At 49.0% G+C, this 14,821-nt stretch carries 19 protein-coding genes; 17 read left to right on the plus strand and 2 right to left on the minus strand.

Translation table 11 applies throughout. From position 1 onward, the window contains the following. Position 1: 1 nt before the first annotated feature. The 4 genes from HP548_RS06005 to folE2 are packed head-to-tail and all read left to right on the plus strand — an operon-like array spanning position 2 to position 4,152. Positions 2 to 1,138, plus strand: coding sequence for an NAD(P)/FAD-dependent oxidoreductase (locus HP548_RS06005; protein WP_175381160.1), 1,137 nt, complete (start codon positions 2 to 4; stop codon positions 1,136 to 1,138). Then, a complete protein-coding gene (locus tag HP548_RS06010; protein WP_175381161.1) occupies positions 1,132 to 2,802 on the plus strand; it encodes a nucleoside recognition domain-containing protein in 1,671 nt (556 codons plus the stop codon). The genes HP548_RS06005 and HP548_RS06010 overlap by 7 nt, the downstream gene beginning before the upstream one ends. Positions 2,803 to 2,829: 27 nt before the next feature. Next, positions 2,830 to 3,162, plus strand: a complete 333-nt coding sequence (locus tag HP548_RS06015; protein WP_175381162.1) for a DUF3024 domain-containing protein — start codon at positions 2,830 to 2,832, stop codon at positions 3,160 to 3,162. Between the two features lie 45 nt (positions 3,163 to 3,207). Further along, positions 3,208 to 4,152: a GTP cyclohydrolase FolE2 gene (gene folE2 / locus HP548_RS06020; protein ID WP_175381163.1), complete on the plus strand. Its 945-nt coding sequence runs from the start codon at positions 3,208 to 3,210 to the stop codon at positions 4,150 to 4,152. Positions 4,153 to 4,293: 141 nt separating this feature from the next. Here the strand turns inward: folE2 and HP548_RS06025 are convergent, their stop codons facing one another. Next, positions 4,294 to 5,352 (minus strand): substrate-binding domain-containing protein, encoded by a 1,059-nt coding sequence (locus HP548_RS06025; RefSeq protein WP_175381164.1) that lies wholly within the window; start codon positions 5,350 to 5,352, stop codon positions 4,294 to 4,296. A 467-nt stretch (positions 5,353 to 5,819) separates the two neighbouring features. On the opposite strand from HP548_RS06025, the gene modA reads away from it, so the two are divergent. Both modA and modB read left to right on the plus strand, forming a co-directional pair. After that, complete coding sequence (modA, locus tag HP548_RS06030) at positions 5,820 to 6,692, plus strand: molybdate ABC transporter substrate-binding protein (RefSeq protein WP_175381165.1); 873 nt, start codon at positions 5,820 to 5,822, stop codon at positions 6,690 to 6,692. Next, a complete protein-coding gene (gene modB, locus HP548_RS06035) occupies positions 6,689 to 7,372 on the plus strand; it encodes a molybdate ABC transporter permease subunit (RefSeq protein ID WP_175381166.1) in 684 nt (227 codons plus the stop codon). Before modA ends, modB begins: the two co-directional genes overlap by 4 nt. Before the next feature lie 143 nt (positions 7,373 to 7,515). Here the strand turns inward: modB and HP548_RS06040 are convergent, their stop codons facing one another. Next, the gene (locus HP548_RS06040; protein WP_099858078.1) at positions 7,516 to 8,052 is read right to left on the minus strand and encodes a GNAT family N-acetyltransferase; all 537 of its coding nucleotides are present in this window, start codon (positions 8,050 to 8,052) and stop codon (positions 7,516 to 7,518) included. 265 nt (positions 8,053 to 8,317) lie between these two features. Between HP548_RS06040 and HP548_RS06045 the strand changes: the two genes are divergently transcribed. From HP548_RS06045 to HP548_RS06095, 11 genes are all read left to right on the plus strand, one after another. Then, a complete protein-coding gene (locus HP548_RS06045) occupies positions 8,318 to 8,647 on the plus strand; it encodes a hypothetical protein (RefSeq protein WP_063566659.1) in 330 nt (109 codons plus the stop codon). Between the two features lie 294 nt (positions 8,648 to 8,941). Further along, positions 8,942 to 9,781, plus strand: a complete 840-nt coding sequence (locus tag HP548_RS06050) for a transporter substrate-binding domain-containing protein (protein WP_099858079.1) — start codon at positions 8,942 to 8,944, stop codon at positions 9,779 to 9,781. 26 nt (positions 9,782 to 9,807) lie between these two features. After that, positions 9,808 to 10,551 carry an amino acid ABC transporter permease gene (locus tag HP548_RS06055; protein WP_076290845.1) on the plus strand — a complete coding sequence of 248 codons (744 nt, stop codon included), beginning with the start codon at positions 9,808 to 9,810 and terminating at the stop codon, positions 10,549 to 10,551. 4 nt (positions 10,552 to 10,555) lie between these two features. Then, positions 10,556 to 11,266: an amino acid ABC transporter permease gene (locus HP548_RS06060; RefSeq protein WP_099858080.1), complete on the plus strand. Its 711-nt coding sequence runs from the start codon at positions 10,556 to 10,558 to the stop codon at positions 11,264 to 11,266. Next, entirely contained in the window at positions 11,263 to 12,015 is a 753-nt protein-coding gene (locus HP548_RS06065) for an amino acid ABC transporter ATP-binding protein (RefSeq protein WP_064635771.1), read from the plus strand. The genes HP548_RS06060 and HP548_RS06065 overlap by 4 nt, the downstream gene beginning before the upstream one ends. Positions 12,016 to 12,136: 121 nt before the next feature. Beyond that, the gene (locus HP548_RS06070) at positions 12,137 to 12,424 is read left to right on the plus strand and encodes a hypothetical protein (protein WP_024632560.1); all 288 of its coding nucleotides are present in this window, start codon (positions 12,137 to 12,139) and stop codon (positions 12,422 to 12,424) included. 23 nt (positions 12,425 to 12,447) lie between these two features. Next, positions 12,448 to 12,786, plus strand: a complete 339-nt coding sequence (locus HP548_RS06075) for a restriction endonuclease subunit S (protein WP_076290964.1) — start codon at positions 12,448 to 12,450, stop codon at positions 12,784 to 12,786. After that, on the plus strand, positions 12,783 to 13,082 hold the full coding sequence (locus HP548_RS06080) for a hypothetical protein (RefSeq protein ID WP_076290843.1): 300 nt from the start codon (positions 12,783 to 12,785) through the stop codon (positions 13,080 to 13,082). Before HP548_RS06075 ends, HP548_RS06080 begins: the two co-directional genes overlap by 4 nt. A gap of 1 nt (position 13,083) precedes the next feature. Further along, a complete protein-coding gene (locus HP548_RS06085; RefSeq protein WP_076290842.1) occupies positions 13,084 to 13,425 on the plus strand; it encodes a hypothetical protein in 342 nt (113 codons plus the stop codon). Between the two features lie 22 nt (positions 13,426 to 13,447). Next, entirely contained in the window at positions 13,448 to 13,627 is a 180-nt protein-coding gene (locus HP548_RS06090) for a hypothetical protein (protein WP_125477307.1), read from the plus strand. Between the two features lie 56 nt (positions 13,628 to 13,683). Further along, positions 13,684 to 14,778 carry a CgeB family protein gene (locus HP548_RS06095; RefSeq protein ID WP_343054779.1) on the plus strand — a complete coding sequence of 365 codons (1,095 nt, stop codon included), beginning with the start codon at positions 13,684 to 13,686 and terminating at the stop codon, positions 14,776 to 14,778. Positions 14,779 to 14,821: the final 43 nt, after the last annotated feature.

Raw genomic sequence — 14,821 nt, forward strand, 5'->3', positions numbered from 1 at the left:
CATGCATGATCCATATGATTATGATTGTGTAATTGTTGGAGGGGGGCCAGCCGGGATCGGCATGGCCTCTGTCCTGCAGGATATGGGGATGCCACGTTTTACCGTGCTGGAACGCAGTGAGGTGGGGGCAACTTTTCTGGCGTGGCCGGAGGAAATGCGTCTGATCACCCCTTCGTTCACCAGCAATGCCTATGGCATGATGGATCTGAACGCTGTAGCTTTGAACACGTCTCCGGCGTATACACTGGGAACAGAACATCCAACAGGGCTGGAGTATGCGAAGTATTTGCAGGTGGTGAGCCAGTTCAAGAAATTGCCTGTGCAAACGGGGGTAGACGTCACGGAGGTTATTCCGGAGGAGAATAGCTTCCAGGTCGTGACATCCATTGGACAAATGCGCACACGTTATGTCATCTGGGCAGCAGGTGAATTTCAATATCCGAGACTGGACCTGTTTCCTGGGGCTGAGTATGGTGTGCACAGCAGCTTATTTTCCAGCTGGACGTTGGTTCAAGGAGAAGAATGTGTCATCGTTGGTGGCTATGAGAGCGGTGTGGATGCAGCCATTCACCTGAGTAAACTGGGGAAAAACGTAACGGTAATTGACCGTAATGGACGAGGACTCGCCAAGGGCAGCAGTGATCCCAGTGTGGAACTAAGCCCCTATACGAAGGATCGCCTGCGCGCGGCGATGATGGATAAGCGAATACACATGATGCAAGGTTATGAGGTCAAGTGGATTGAACCGGATGAAACGGGCGGTTATGTTCTCTATTGCGAGAACGATTCCGGAGAGTCTCACTTGCTTAAGACGGGTCAGGCTCCTATTCTGGCGACCGGGTTCCGCAGCAGTTTGCAACTGATTGAAAATCTCGTCGAGCGCAACAAGGAAGGTCAGCTGCAATTGGGAGCGGCGGATGAATCGACGATTGCCCCCGGACTGTTCATTACTGGACCACAGGTCATGCATGGTCAACTCCAATTTTGCTTCATTTATAAATTCAGACAGCGCTTTGCGGTTGTGGCCCAGGCCATGGGTGAGAGACTCGGGTTGGATCTGGCTCCACTGGAAACTTATCGCAAAGAAGGCATGTTTCTTGATGATCTGTCCTGCTGCGGTGAAGACTGCACATGCTGAATTCGGTTGTGGAGCAACCCGAAGAACTTCGTAAAGTGGTGCTGGTTGGCTTCGAATCTGCGGGCAAATCGGCTCTGTTTCGGGGACTTACGGGTAGAGATACAGGCGAGGAATCTAATGTACGGGGCTCCACGGTAACAATCCGCAGAGCGGAGTTGCTTGAGCACCAGCTTGAATTGCTCGATACACCCGGAATCCGGATGAAGGATGATAGCGTAACGACCATGCTGACGTTAAAACAGCTCGCAGCTGGTGACACAGTAATCTTGGTCATCCGCGGCACGGATGTGGTGCAGGAACTGCCTTTACTGCTCGGTATGCTGGATGTCACAGGCAAAAATGCTGTATTGGTGCTTACGTTTGCCGACAAATGTGGTCCCGAATTATCGGCTCAGGTTAACTATTACCGTAAAGGTCTGGGCATTTCCGTTCTGCCGCTCAATACAAGGGAAATGGATGGAAACGCTCAAGACCTGATATGCCGTGCGATTGTTGCCGCCAGATCCATGAAGAGGCATCCTGAGCTCGCATCACCTCCTGAATCCTCTGTGATCGAACCGCAGACTACGATGTTTGAGCATACGGTTTGGGGACGTTTTGTGGCTTTGGCTGCATTGGTATTATTATTTGCAGCACCAGTGTATGTGGCCTATCTGTTCTCCGGCTGGATACAACCGCTCGCAGATGCCTGGATTCTTGAACCGCTCCATCGCATGACTGCGGGATTATGGAGCCCGCTGCAGGCGATAATGCTCGGAGATTACGGCATGATTAGTCTGGGCTTGTATTCGTTTATATGGGCATTTCCGGTCGTATTCCTGATTGGGGTTAGTGTGGCAGTGACGGAGGAAAGTGGACTGAAAGATCGGATTACCGACTCGCTTGATGGGTGGATGCGCAAAATCGGCTTGAACGGCAAAGATCTGATTCCAGTCCTCAGTGGTTTTGGATGCAATGTTGTGGCTGTGTTCCAGAGCCGTACCTGCAGCTCCTGTACACGAAAGGCCTGTGTTTCAATGATCTCCTTCGGTTCTGCATGTAGCTACCAGATTGGAGCTTCTCTATCCATATTCAGTTCCGGCGGCAAGCCGTGGCTGTTCTTTCCTTATATGCTTGTACTGGTACTTGCAGGCGCACTTCATACACGTCTGTGGAATCGAAATCGGCTGGATGACACGCTCCCGTTACATGCCAACCGTACATTTCTGCAAAAGCCATCATGGCACTCTGTAAGCTGGCGTGTTCGGTCTGTCATGAAACAGTTTCTCGTGCAGGCGATGCCTATTTTCATCGCTATTTGTGTGGTGGCCACGTTGCTGGAGCAGACAGGGGCACTGTCTGCCCTGACTGACGCGTTGACGCCGGCACTTGCAATCTTTCATCTGCCGGGCGATGCCGCGGGCGGCATTCTATTTTCCATTTTGAGAAAAGACGGGTTGTTGATGCTGAATCAGGATCAGGGTTCCTTCATTGAAGACTTGAGCGGCGAGCAGCTGTTTATTCTTGTGTATCTGGCTTCCACGTTAACGGCATGTCTGGTGACGATGTGGACCATTCGCAAGGAGTTGGGAGCAGTCTTTGCCATGCAACTGGCAGGCAAACAGCTCGTAACATCACTGGGCAGTGCATTTGTACTGGCATGGCTATGGAACTGGATTGCATAACGATGTTGATGAAAGGGTGTGATCTCCATGCTGGACTCGTTTACCATTCGGAGAATTCAATCGGTGATGAACGGTTATATCCATGAGAAGGTCCCGGCACCACTGCGCACCATGGTGAAATTAACGTATGAGATGAATGATAATGAACTGATTTTGACCGAGGAAAGGCCCGCTGAAGAACGATATCAGTGGGACAAACTGCATATTGCCCGATTTTACTGGGAAGAGAATCAGTGGAAGGTATATGCCAAAGACGAACGCAGTAGCTGGAATGTGGTAGACGTTATTGAGCCTTGTCCTGATTTTGAAGATCTGCTGGAGCAGGTTGAGCGGGACGAAGCGGGTCTGTTCTGGCGCTGAATGCGTGGTTTTTAACGCAATTATGTGCTGGAGGGAGGGTTTGCAATGCAAAAGGTACAACAGAATAACAGGATTAGCCGAGTAGTGAACGATTCTTTTATCATGCCGGATAAAGCCGAGCGCTTGCGGTTATTCGGCTCCGTTGATCCGATACAGGGAGATAAGCCTGTACGGAAAGAAGAGATGCAAGATTTGCAGAATAGCAAAAATGATTTTCTATTTGGGCTGCAGCAAGTCGGTATTGATCAGGTGAAGTATCCTTTGGATGTCATTTCGGCCAAAGATCCCGTTCGATTGTCCAGCATCGGAACGTTCCGGCTGACGACTTCGCTGGATCGCGAATCAAAAGGCATTAACATGAGCCGCTTGATGGAGCAGCTTCAGCACAGTCGCGGAGAAGGGTTAAGTGACCGGATTCCGGATCTGGTTGCGCTGACGCAGCGGATGGCTGAACAGATGAATCAGGCGAAGGCAGAGCTGAAAGTGACCTATCCCTGGTTCTACGAAAGAACCGCCCCCGTAACCGGTTTGTCTGGACTAAATCATTCTTTGGCTACGGTTCATGTCATCTGGGAAGCTGGAAAATCCCCTGTTCTGAGAACAGGTTTACATATACAGATCACGACGTTATGCCCATGTTCGAAGGAGATCAGCGAATATAGCGCGCACAACCAGCGGGGGTCATTGCGTATCCAGGTACAAGCCAACCCGGGAGACGCGCTGCCGGGCTATTGGAAGGAAGAACTGCTGAATGTGGCCGAATCCAATGCAAGCAGCTGTCTTTATCCCATACTCAAAAGGCCTGATGAGAAACGGGTCACGGAACGTGCATATGAGAATCCGCGGTTTGTGGAAGACATCGTCAGGCTGGTGGCGGCAGATCTGTATGAGAAGCATTGGGTAAATAAATTTAAGGTAGATTGCAAAAATGAAGAGTCCATTCATCAGCATGATGCCGTAGCTCGTATCGTATATGACAAGTCGAGATAACGATAGTATGAGGGCTAAGGAATTCATTTCATTTTATATCACATTACAAAATGAAGAGTAAACAGAAGAACCACCGTCAGAGCTTCAGCGGCGGTTCTTCTGTTTTTTTGCGATCCTATGAGCAATCCAAGTGCCATTACGCTAGACTTCATACAAAATTTCACCCGTTCGCGATACATCATATCCTTCAAATGATTGCAGTTCCTGCCTGAATGCCGGTGATTGCAGAATGCGCAGTACCGATTCGATCCACGCTTCGTTCCCTTGTTTCTTCAGCATTACCAGATCATAACGTTCCTGAACAAGTGGAATAAAATCAACCTGACCGACAAGTCGTGCGGCCTTTTCGCTGCCGATTCCTACATCGGCTTCACCGGAACTGACCTTGGCAGCTACACCCATATGACTGGTTTCTTCCACGTCATACCCAATCAGATGTGAAGTAGCGATACCATGCAGACGTAATTGTTCATCCAGCAATACACGTGCACCCGAACCTTTCTCACGGTTAGCCAATCGCAGTTCAGGCTGCTTCAGATCTGTCCAGTTCTGCAAGCCCCGCGGGTTACCTCGTTGTACATACAACCCGGCAGGCCGTGTTAGCAGATTCACGACGACATACGACCAGCCAATCAGGATTTTGCGAATGTAGGGCAGATTATACTCTCCTGTATCTCCATCCAGCAGATGGGTGCTGACCAGATCCGATTCCCCGCGGTACATGGAGATCAAGCCGTCGAGGCTGCCCATGAACGAACGCAGTGGACGAATATCCCGTGTTTGTTTTTCCATATATCGCATGAGAATATCGAGGCTAACATCTTGTCCCGTAATGACCAGATGACGGGCCGAATGCGCTGACAAAGGGTTGCCCGTCATGGAGCTTGAAGCTGGGAATGTCTCTCTGGATAGAGGAGTAGCACTTGCAGCGGAATGAACGGTATGATTGGTCAGATCACTTCCCGTCCCGGAATAAGATTCAGAGGGGGGAACTGAATCCACAGCGGCCCGGTGCGCTGGCGATTGAAGCTGCTTGGAGCGCTGTTTATAAGCCTCCAGATCGGTGGCGTCAACTCGCATTTGTTTACCGACGCGATAAGCGACGAGGTCTCCCTTTTTGATTAGATCGTAGACCGTCAGTTTTGATATTTTGAGTAGCTTGGATATTTCTTCGGTGGTATAGGATTGCTCCTCCGTCATCAGTGAAGATCCTCCTTCAAGGTGCAGATCATAACTATATAACCTCAACTAATGGATATTTACACTGGCACTCCAATGACAGAACAATCTTCCGATCGCTGTTATCCCCAGATTTCTTTGATCCCTTTATCAAAAGGGGAAATCCGGGGATAAAGGCGAACGCTTCGCTTCTTCAGATTATTTCTGTCCTCTCCGTTATGGTGTAAATGTTAGTTGAACATATATATTCAGATTTTAAACTATATTCGTTCATCAACGCTCATCATCCCGGATAAACGCGGGGGTCTCTTGTACTATACCATTAACAGCCAGAGGGGAAAAACTCGCCCACCACAATTCAGCTATTGATGGTTTGGCTTTCAACGAGTGCGCCAAAGACTACCTTCCTATTTCAATGATCTTATGTATAATGAAATATAATTAATTATATCTAGTTATAACTAAACATAACATCGGGGGAGAAGTAGATGAAAAAGAGTATTGGATATGTGTTGGGGAGTATGTCACTTGGACTGGCTCTTGTATTGGCCGGTTGCGGTGCAAGTACGGACAGTAAGGATACATCCACAGCAATGGAACAAACCGGTTCAACACCAGCGACATCAGGTGACAGTTCAACGGCTGGGGCAACAGATCCTCAGGAAAAGGTGGAGCTAACGATCTCAGCGGCAGCCAGTCTCACGGATGCCATGAAGGAAATTGAAACGAATTTTGAAGCCGCGAATCCCAATGTAGAGCTTAACTTCAACTTTGGCGCATCCGGTGCATTGCAACAGCAGATTGAACAAGGCGCGCCAGCAGATGTTTTTGTATCAGCTGCGACCAAAAATATGAACGCGCTCGTGGATGAGAAATTGATTGCATCCGGTGATCAGAAGAATTTGCTGCAAAATTCATTGGTAGCCATTATTCCAGCGGATCGTTCAGATACCGTATCAAGCGAGAAGGATCTGACGGCGGATTCCATCAAGACCGTAGCGATTGGTATACCGGAAAGTGTACCTGCTGGAACCTATGCGAAGGAAGCATTGACCCATGCCAAACTATGGGATCAGTTGGAGGGTAAGCTTGTACAAGGCAAGGATGTCAGACAGGTTCTGCAATATGTAGAAACAGGCAATGCGGATGCGGGGTTTGTGTACAAAACGGATGCACTCACTTCTGATCAGGTGAAAATTGCATTTGAAGTGGACAAGAACAGCTATACACCAGCCAATTATCCAGTAGGGATTATTGAAGGTACGAAGCACCGGACAGAAGCAGAACAATTCTACACGTATTTGCAAACGCCTGAAGTGCTTGATGTATTTGCCAAGTACGGGTTCTCCATTCCGGAATGAATGTGAGCGCAATAGACTGGGCGGTATTCTGGCCACCGGTTCGTCTATCCCTTCAAGTTGCGCTGTTGTCCAGTGTGATCGCAGCAGTGTTTGGCATCGCTGTGGCCTGGAAGATGTCGCGTACCTCGTTCCGTGGCAAAATTGTTCTGGAAACGGCATTTATGCTTCCGCTCGTGCTTCCGCCGACCGTGGTCGGATTTATATTGCTCGTGTTACTGGGGCGTAAGAGCCTGCTCGGACAGTGGATTGAAGCCATCTTCTCCGCACCTGTCATTTTCTCTTGGTGGGCTGCCGTGATTGCCTCGGTAGTGGTTGCTTTCCCATTGGTATATCAGACGATGAAATCCGGCTTTAGCGGGATTGATCGGGATCTGGAAGATGCAGGCCGCTCCATCGGAGCGAATGAATGGCAGGTATTTCGTTATATCTCACTTCCGCTTGCAGGGAGAGCGTTGATGACAGCTTTTATCCTGGGTTTCGCTCGTGCACTGGGGGAATTCGGGGCCACGCTCATGATCGCAGGTAATATTCCGGGCAAAACGCAAACCGTACCCACTGCGATCTATGTTGCTGTGGATTCGGGCAATCAGACGATGGCCTGGATGTGGACCGGCTCTATTATTATCATTTCGTTTATCATGCTGCTCTTAACCCGACAGCCGCGCGACGGGAAAGCATGATGTGGGCTATTTAAAGTGAAAGCGATAAGGATTAGCATTCAAAAACCCGCTCAAGGAATCTTTCCTCGGAGCGGGTTTTCATTTACACAGGCCACGTATATCGTATATCATGTATGTTTACGTTCATCCAAGCCGCTATTTGTTCAGCCTGTTTGAACAGAAGGCGTCTCATAACGGGAAGGGTCGAGCGTTTTGATCATAAATACAATCTCTTCCTGCCGTTCAGGTGTCTGTACCGTTTTGTGATGAAAAGGTTCATATCCCCGCCGTTCATACATGGGAGCAAGCCAGGGATGGCGGGTCGCCGTTGCCAGAAATACGGCAGGAGCATCAAGCTTCTGTAGAATGATATTTTGCTCAACCCAATCCAATAGTTTAGAGCCATAACCCTGGCTTTTATGGTCCGGACTTACCGCGAACCAGCGGATAAAAGGATAAGGACTGATAGCTTGCCGCTGTACATCTTCAGCTCGATCAAGGGTAACCGTGGCAATGATTTCTCCCCCTTTTTCAAGAATGTAGCATTCATGCTGTACAATATTATTCTGGATGACTTCCAGTGTAGCGTGTCCGGCTGGAAAAGGAATGTTCAGAGCCCGAATTGTCTCATAGGCATCAACGGTAACAGCCTGCAATTGTTCAGCATCTTCAAGCGTAGCCAATCGGTATTGTTCGGTCATGATCGATCAATCCTTTCTATGAAAATTAACTATTCCAACCTGTTAAGTTGGTTTAATATTTTGGTGTTATTTTATCATGAAATTCATGGTTGGAATATAATTCTCGAATCAGATCTGTCTATAAGTCCATCGAAAGCTTCTATATGTAAAAATGACAAAACTTTTTCCAATTTTACTCGTTTCAGGACTCGCCTAAACCATGCTCTATCCTGTAAAATAGAACTAACTGATTCCAGCCAAGAACTGAAATAAGGAGAGACGACTAATGAATACGAAACCTGATTGCGGTATATCGTTGCAAATCGACGACTATCTGGATCTTTTGCATTTTGCCATCCAAATCGAGGATCAGGAATGGCAGCAGTCCCTTATCCACCAGCTCAAAATATTTCAGCCGGAAGCGGAGCAGCGCACACCTGAAGAAGAATTATGGATGAGATTTGATTATATCAACAGTAAACTGACAGGTCTCTGCCACCAGATTCACGCGGCCCATTCAACGGATGAACGCAAGAAGTTTGAAGAACGAATCGGACTGTTGCAACTGCAGCGTATAGAAGTAGCTCGCAAAATTAAATGGGCTAGTCGCAGATAGATGCGTATTAGAATTTAATGTGATCTGCAATTGAAGAAGCGATCCCCAACCCCGTTGGAGGATCGCTTCTTTTGGTTTATTTTTTGATCAGGGAATTGGTGAAGCATAGAGAAGTTCTATAACGTTATCAGGATGTCCTATTAACATACATATTGCCTAGGTATGATATACGATGCTATTCTTTGTTCAACCTAATTCCGACTATACAAGTGTGAATGGTTAGTTAAATCGAAGATGAGGAATGGGAGTACACATCATATTGGCTGAAATGACAGCCTGTGGAGGAGATCGGGAATGGTTAATCAATGGGGGATTCAGAAATTTCGGACAGCATTGCTGTTCATTACTATGTTGGCGGTACTGGCGGGTTGCAGTTCAGGCAATGCATCGAATGAATCGGATTCCGCATCTGCGTCCGGTCAAGATAAAGTGAAGAAGATCATAGTGGGTACAGGCACTCAATTCCCGAATGTTTGCTTTATTGATGAGAATGGCAAGCTGACGGGATACGATGTAGAACTGATCCGCGAGATTGATAAACGATTGCCAGAATATGAATTCGAGTTCAGTACGATGGAATTCAAAAACCTGCTGCTCAGTCTTGAAACGAAGAAAATAGACCTGATCGCTCACCAGATGGAAGTGAATGAAGAGAGACAGGCCAAGTTCCTTTTTAATGATGAGGCATATAACATTTTTCCTAATAAAATCGTTGTGAGCGAGAAAAACCAGGATGTAAAATCCATCGAGGATCTGAAAGGTAAAAAACTGATTGTTGGCGCTACGAGTAATGCAGCTGTACTGGCTGAGAAATGGAATGCAGCGAACGGGAACGCCATCGACATTGTGTATTCCGGAGCAGGGGAAGATACGAATACCCAAATCAAAACAGGTCGGGTGGATGCAACCATCAGCACGCAGTTTGCCATCGATTATCAGAATAAAGTGGTGGATGCACAGTTAAAGACTGTCGGAGAGGCTCTGTCCAACTCCAAAGTGTATTTCATTCTGAACAAGGATGAGGAAGAACTCAAAACGAAAATTGATGAAGCGCTCAAATCAATCAAGGAAGATGGAACATTGAGCAAATTGAGCACAGAGTGGCTGGGAGCCGATTACACGGTTGAGGAATAGTTCGTTGAGAAAGGTGAGCGACGGTTATGGGTAAATCATTCGATCTGTCATTGGTTCTGGATTTCGTCCCTGAACTGCTGCGATATTTGCATATTACACTGATTGTACTGGGTGGCTCCATTGTGCTCGGTCTGGTGGGCGGTGTGCTTCTGGCGGTTCCGAGGTTATACCGGATTCCGGTGCTGAGCCAGCTCGCGACCCTGTACGTCTCTTTCATGCGGGGCACACCGATTCTCATCAAGTTGTTTCTGGTCTACTACGGATTACCTGAATTGCTCAAGCCTATAGGAGTCGATCTGTCCAGGACTGATCCGCTGGTATTTGTCATCGTGACTTATGCGTTAAGTGATGCAGCGTCCTTTGCGGAAATCTTTCGCGGAGCTGTGCGCAGTGTGGACAAGGGACAGACGGAAGCAGCTTATGCAGCGGGCTTAACCACGTTTCAGTCGTTTCGGCGGATTGTGGTTCCGCAGGCACTCATTGTTGCTTTTCCGAATATGGCAAATACGTTGATTGGCTCGTTAAAGGATACGTCACTTGCATTTTCGATTGGGGTTATGGATATGGTGGGCAGGGGGCAAACGCTGATCTCGGCTACATCGCATGCACTTGAAGTGTATATCAGTCTGTCGGTTGTCTACTATGTTATTGTGCTGGTACTTGAAAAAGGATTTGCTGTCGCTGAACGCAGACTCCAGCGTCACGAACGTAAGAAAGAAGTCCGTGGGCCAGCGGTAAGAGCTGAACGCCTGAAACGAATAGCGGGGTGAGCGAATGTCTATTGATTTCAACTTTATCTACACATCTTTTTTCCAGATTCTAAAGGCATTGCCATTGACACTCGTCATTACGATTGTACCGTTGATCGCAGGCTTTGGCGTTGGTCTGGTCACGGCTTTAATTCGAATCTATAAAGTTCCCTGGGTCTACCGAATCGCTGATTTCTATGTCTCGTTTTTCCGGGGGACACCGATGCTGATGCACTTGTTTCTAATCTATTACGGGATTCCGCTGATCATCGACAAGCTTGCAGCCCGGTACGGCTGGGCCTTTCAGTCGTCTTCCATTCCGATTCTGGTGTTTGTGCTATTCGCCTTCTCCTTAACTGCGGGAGCTTATATGTCTGAGATTATCCGTTCCGGCATTCTGGCGGTGGATACCGGGCAGATGGAAGCTGCACATGCCGTGGGCATGAGTACCTCCCAGGCGTTGAGACGCATTATTTTACCTCAGGCTGTTGGTGCGGTTCTACCGAATCTGTGCAGCATGTTTGTTGGTTTCCTGCATGGATCAACTCTTGCATTTACCGTGTCACAGATGGATATTCTCGGCAAAGCGGATGTAGTGGCTTCAGTCAGTCTGAAATTCCTGGAGGCTTTCATTGCTGCCGCATTGATCTACTGGGGTCTGACGGTAATTGCCGAACGAATTACAGCTTTGCTGGAACGCAGAGTTGCCGTGTACAGCAAAGGAGGGGTGTCATGATATCACTGACGAATATACACAAATCTTTTGGTCAGCAGGAAGTGTTGAAAGGTATTGATCTGACTGTGGAGCAGGGGGATGTTGTTGCCATTCTTGGACCGAGCGGATCCGGCAAAACGACATTGCTGCGCTGTGTAAATTTTCTTGAACGTGCCGATGAGGGCAAGGTACAGATCAGCGGGTTAACCGTAGACTGTAAGCATGCCCGCAAACATGACATTGTGCAGTTGCGGCGAAAAACGGCAATGGTGTTCCAGCATTATAACCTGTTCAAACATAAAACGGTGCTGGATAACGTAACGGAAGGGTTAATCATTGCCCAGAAAATGTCCAAAGCAGATGCTCGTGAACGAGCCTTGCGTGTACTTGAACAAGTGGGTCTGTCCGCCAAAATTAATGAGTATCCCAGCATGCTGTCAGGTGGCCAACAGCAGCGGGTAGGCATTGCTCGGGCGCTGGCACTGAATCCAGAGGTAATTCTGTTCGATGAACCAACCTCTGCGCTTGATCCTGAACTTGTAGGTGAGGTGCTGTCGGTCATTCGATCGATTGCCCAGGAAGGCATCACCATGATTGTTGTCACCCATGAAATGGGTTTTGCCCGTGAGGTGGCAAATCGAGTTGTATTCATGGATGGGGGTTCCGTAGTGGAAGAAGGCACACCGGAGGAAGTGTTTGTGCGGCCCAAACAGGAACGTACCCGCCAATTCCTCAGTCGATATTCTTCCGATTGGAGTTATGTCATCTGACGATATAGGCGCAAGCTGGAGTAACTGACGATCCCGGCCCGGCATATGCTGTAGCAGGCAAATGCTGATAGGCCGGGTTTTTCTATGGGTGAAGCAGGCCGTGACGGTAAGGAGGAGGACCATGCAGAGCAAAATCGATGAAATACTCACACATATTGCACATTCTCACCAGCAGGTTGCGCGTGTACTGGATGCCAAACGTCAAGTCGCTGTGCGCATGTCTGAAATCATCAATCATTTGCCGGATATCGAACCGGAGCTGGATGGCGTTGACGGTCTGCTGGACAGCTCGGGACAAATCAACAAAAGCATCATCTCCTATTTGGGAGGCCTGGCAGACTTGGAAGAAGCCGTAGCCGAAACGCTGACCCAGGTGATGCGGGAAATGGCGGATCAAGAGGAAGAATAAGCCCGGAAGGCGGGTGAATGGACATGAGCAGAGAACAAAGTCTCATACTGATGCTGGACGCAGCAGCCAAGATGCAGTGGAATATTGCCCTGATTTTGGAGGCCAAGGCGATTGAAGCCGAGAAGGTAAGGAACTGGGCGTTAAATCATTTGAATGGTGAGGCTTTTCTGACGCATAGCGATCAGGTGGCAGAGCCACTCAAAATGCATGATCAGCTGGTGGAAATACTGGAAGGATTGACCCGAATGGAAACCGGATTATGCAACAACCTGAAGGCCATCATGGTACAGAACGATAGTGAAGAAGGCGGCATGGACGGTGGCATGTTTGGCGGTATGGATATGGGGGATCTCGGAAAATGAGTCTGTTGCGGCGTGAGCAGGAAGCGAAACTGTCCCTCATTGAGTCCATTGCACACAGTCAGCAGGCGCTCGCCCGCATTCTGGACAGTGTGGCCAGCGTGTCTGCCCACTCGGAAGTATCCGCCCGCAGTCTGGCCGAGAACATTCGTTTGCTGAGCCGTTATCAAGAAGAGATGTCCCGGATGGTTACGGGGATTCAATTGGCCCGAATCCAGCATGGGGAGCCTGGTGTGCCATGGCTCAAAGACCCTGGATATGCGATACGCATGGTCCGGAACATACAGGAGGAATGTTGACATGTTAAAGAAGAAAAAAATACGTCTGAGAACCAAAAGAGCTCTGCTTGCTCGCGGGGCCCGTCTGCGTAAAATCCGTAAACTACGTGCGGTCAAAGGCAAACGTGTACTGCACAAACGTACCCTCAAAGGACGCAGTGCGTGGCTCAAAAAAAAGAAACGTGCGGTACGACGGCACCGGAGTGTGAAGCCGGCGCAACCGTTCGTCCCGGCTACCCCTACCGATCCGAACCCGGACAGCGCGTACAGCCAGGGGTACAACGAGGCGTACAACGAGGGATTCAACGCGGGTTTCGCCAAGGGATTCGAGGACGGACATCAGTTGGCTTACAAAGCACAGTAACAGAGTAGGTGTGCATTTTCGGATGACTATAGATGCATGTCCAGTGTATGACGATTGCCCGGGGGGACGGATCCCTCCGGGTTATTTGTATCGCCGCAAAAGCGGACATGCCCGTGCAGGCGGATGTGGAGGGCAGACGCCAATTTTGCGCCTTGCAGGACACCCGTCCATGATGCATCTGACCCCGGGGCATATCCTTTAGAGGGAACACCAATCTCGGGGAGAATCTGAAAGTGGGATCTCCTGAAGGAAGACAGGGTGAAGGATGTGGCAAAACGACGACACCGGCCGCCTACAGAAGCGGAGACGGCTTACCGTGGCGGATATGCAGAAGGCCGCAGATTTGGCGGCTGTCAGGCCATGATGGAGCGAGTGCAGATGTTTGAGCCGACCGTGCGGAATATGAAAGTGCTGTACATTCCGCAAGGATTCGATGCCATCGATGAAGGCGTCATTGGAGCCTTGCAGCAATCTGTTCGTGAATGTGTTGTCGGATCGCCGGCAAACATGCTGCAGGAAGCCAGCCAGCACAGGCCCGATCTGGTGCTGGTCATGAATGGACTACACGTATTTCCCCCCGATCATCTGGAACAGGTGAATGGCATAAGGGGACTGGGAATTCGAACAGCAGTATGGTTTGTGGATGACCCTTATTTTACCGAAGATACGACAAGCATTTGCCAGCATTATGATGTTGTGTTCACGCATGAGGAAGCGGCTGTGCCGTTCTATACTGCACATGGAGCGGGTCGGGTGGTCTATATGCCGCTGGCAGTGAACCCGGGGATGTTTCAGCCAAGGCGTACGGGGCCGCAGCATCAGTATGACATTTGTTTTATCGGTACCGGATTCTGGAATCGGATTGCACTGTTCGACGAGCTGGCTCCTTTTCTGGCGGACAAAAAGGTATTCATTGCCGGCAGTCAGTGGAACCGGCTGAAACGCTTCGACATCATGGGCCAATTTATCCATGAGGGTTGGATTGATCCGGGAGCAACAGTGGATTATTACAATGGCGCCAAAATCGTGATTAACGTTCACCGGACTTGTGAGAATGGGGAAGACAATCGCAATACGCATCATCTTCAAGGTCATTCCATTAATCCGCGGACGTATGAGATCAGCGCCTGTGGCACGATGCAGATAACGGATGCACGCAATGATCTGCCACGCTACTACCGGCCTGGATATGACATCGAGACCTTTACAACCGCGGCTGAACTTCAGCGCAAAATCAAATATTATCTGCACCATGAAGAGGAACGGCGAGCCCTAGCTTGGCGTGGGCTGCTTACCACACTGAACCAGCATACGTTCACTCGTCGTATTGCTCAGCTGCTGGAACACGTGTAAATCACTTTCTGCAGAACAGCAAGAGTTAGAGAATCCTATCCCA

The sequence above is a fragment of the Paenibacillus taichungensis genome (assembly GCF_013359905.1).
GTDB lineage: Bacteria > Bacillota > Bacilli > Paenibacillales > Paenibacillaceae > Paenibacillus > Paenibacillus taichungensis.

Excerpts from the sequence above, each read along its gene's own strand:
- HP548_RS06005 (WP_175381160.1), top strand. The coding sequence starts at position 2 with ATGCATGATCCATATGATTATGATTGTGTAATTGTTGGAGGGGGGCCA.
- HP548_RS06010 (WP_175381161.1), top strand. The coding sequence starts at position 1,132 with ATGCTGAATTCGGTTGTGGAGCAACCCGAAGAACTTCGTAAAGTGGTG.
- HP548_RS06015 (WP_175381162.1), top strand. The coding sequence starts at position 2,830 with ATGCTGGACTCGTTTACCATTCGGAGAATTCAATCGGTGATGAACGGT.
- folE2 (WP_175381163.1), top strand. The coding sequence starts at position 3,208 with ATGCAAAAGGTACAACAGAATAACAGGATTAGCCGAGTAGTGAACGAT.
- HP548_RS06025 (WP_175381164.1), bottom strand. The coding sequence starts at position 5,352 with ATGACGGAGGAGCAATCCTATACCACCGAAGAAATATCCAAGCTACTC.
- modA (WP_175381165.1), top strand. The coding sequence starts at position 5,820 with ATGAAAAAGAGTATTGGATATGTGTTGGGGAGTATGTCACTTGGACTG.
- modB (WP_175381166.1), top strand. The coding sequence starts at position 6,689 with ATGAATGTGAGCGCAATAGACTGGGCGGTATTCTGGCCACCGGTTCGT.
- HP548_RS06040 (WP_099858078.1), bottom strand. The coding sequence starts at position 8,052 with ATGACCGAACAATACCGATTGGCTACGCTTGAAGATGCTGAACAATTG.
- HP548_RS06045 (WP_063566659.1), top strand. The coding sequence starts at position 8,318 with ATGAATACGAAACCTGATTGCGGTATATCGTTGCAAATCGACGACTAT.
- HP548_RS06050 (WP_099858079.1), top strand. The coding sequence starts at position 8,942 with ATGGTTAATCAATGGGGGATTCAGAAATTTCGGACAGCATTGCTGTTC.
- HP548_RS06055 (WP_076290845.1), top strand. The coding sequence starts at position 9,808 with ATGGGTAAATCATTCGATCTGTCATTGGTTCTGGATTTCGTCCCTGAA.
- HP548_RS06060 (WP_099858080.1), top strand. The coding sequence starts at position 10,556 with ATGTCTATTGATTTCAACTTTATCTACACATCTTTTTTCCAGATTCTA.
- HP548_RS06065 (WP_064635771.1), top strand. The coding sequence starts at position 11,263 with ATGATATCACTGACGAATATACACAAATCTTTTGGTCAGCAGGAAGTG.
- HP548_RS06070 (WP_024632560.1), top strand. The coding sequence starts at position 12,137 with ATGCAGAGCAAAATCGATGAAATACTCACACATATTGCACATTCTCAC.
- HP548_RS06075 (WP_076290964.1), top strand. The coding sequence starts at position 12,448 with ATGAGCAGAGAACAAAGTCTCATACTGATGCTGGACGCAGCAGCCAAG.
- HP548_RS06080 (WP_076290843.1), top strand. The coding sequence starts at position 12,783 with ATGAGTCTGTTGCGGCGTGAGCAGGAAGCGAAACTGTCCCTCATTGAG.
- HP548_RS06085 (WP_076290842.1), top strand. The coding sequence starts at position 13,084 with ATGTTAAAGAAGAAAAAAATACGTCTGAGAACCAAAAGAGCTCTGCTT.
- HP548_RS06090 (WP_125477307.1), top strand. The coding sequence starts at position 13,448 with ATGACTATAGATGCATGTCCAGTGTATGACGATTGCCCGGGGGGACGG.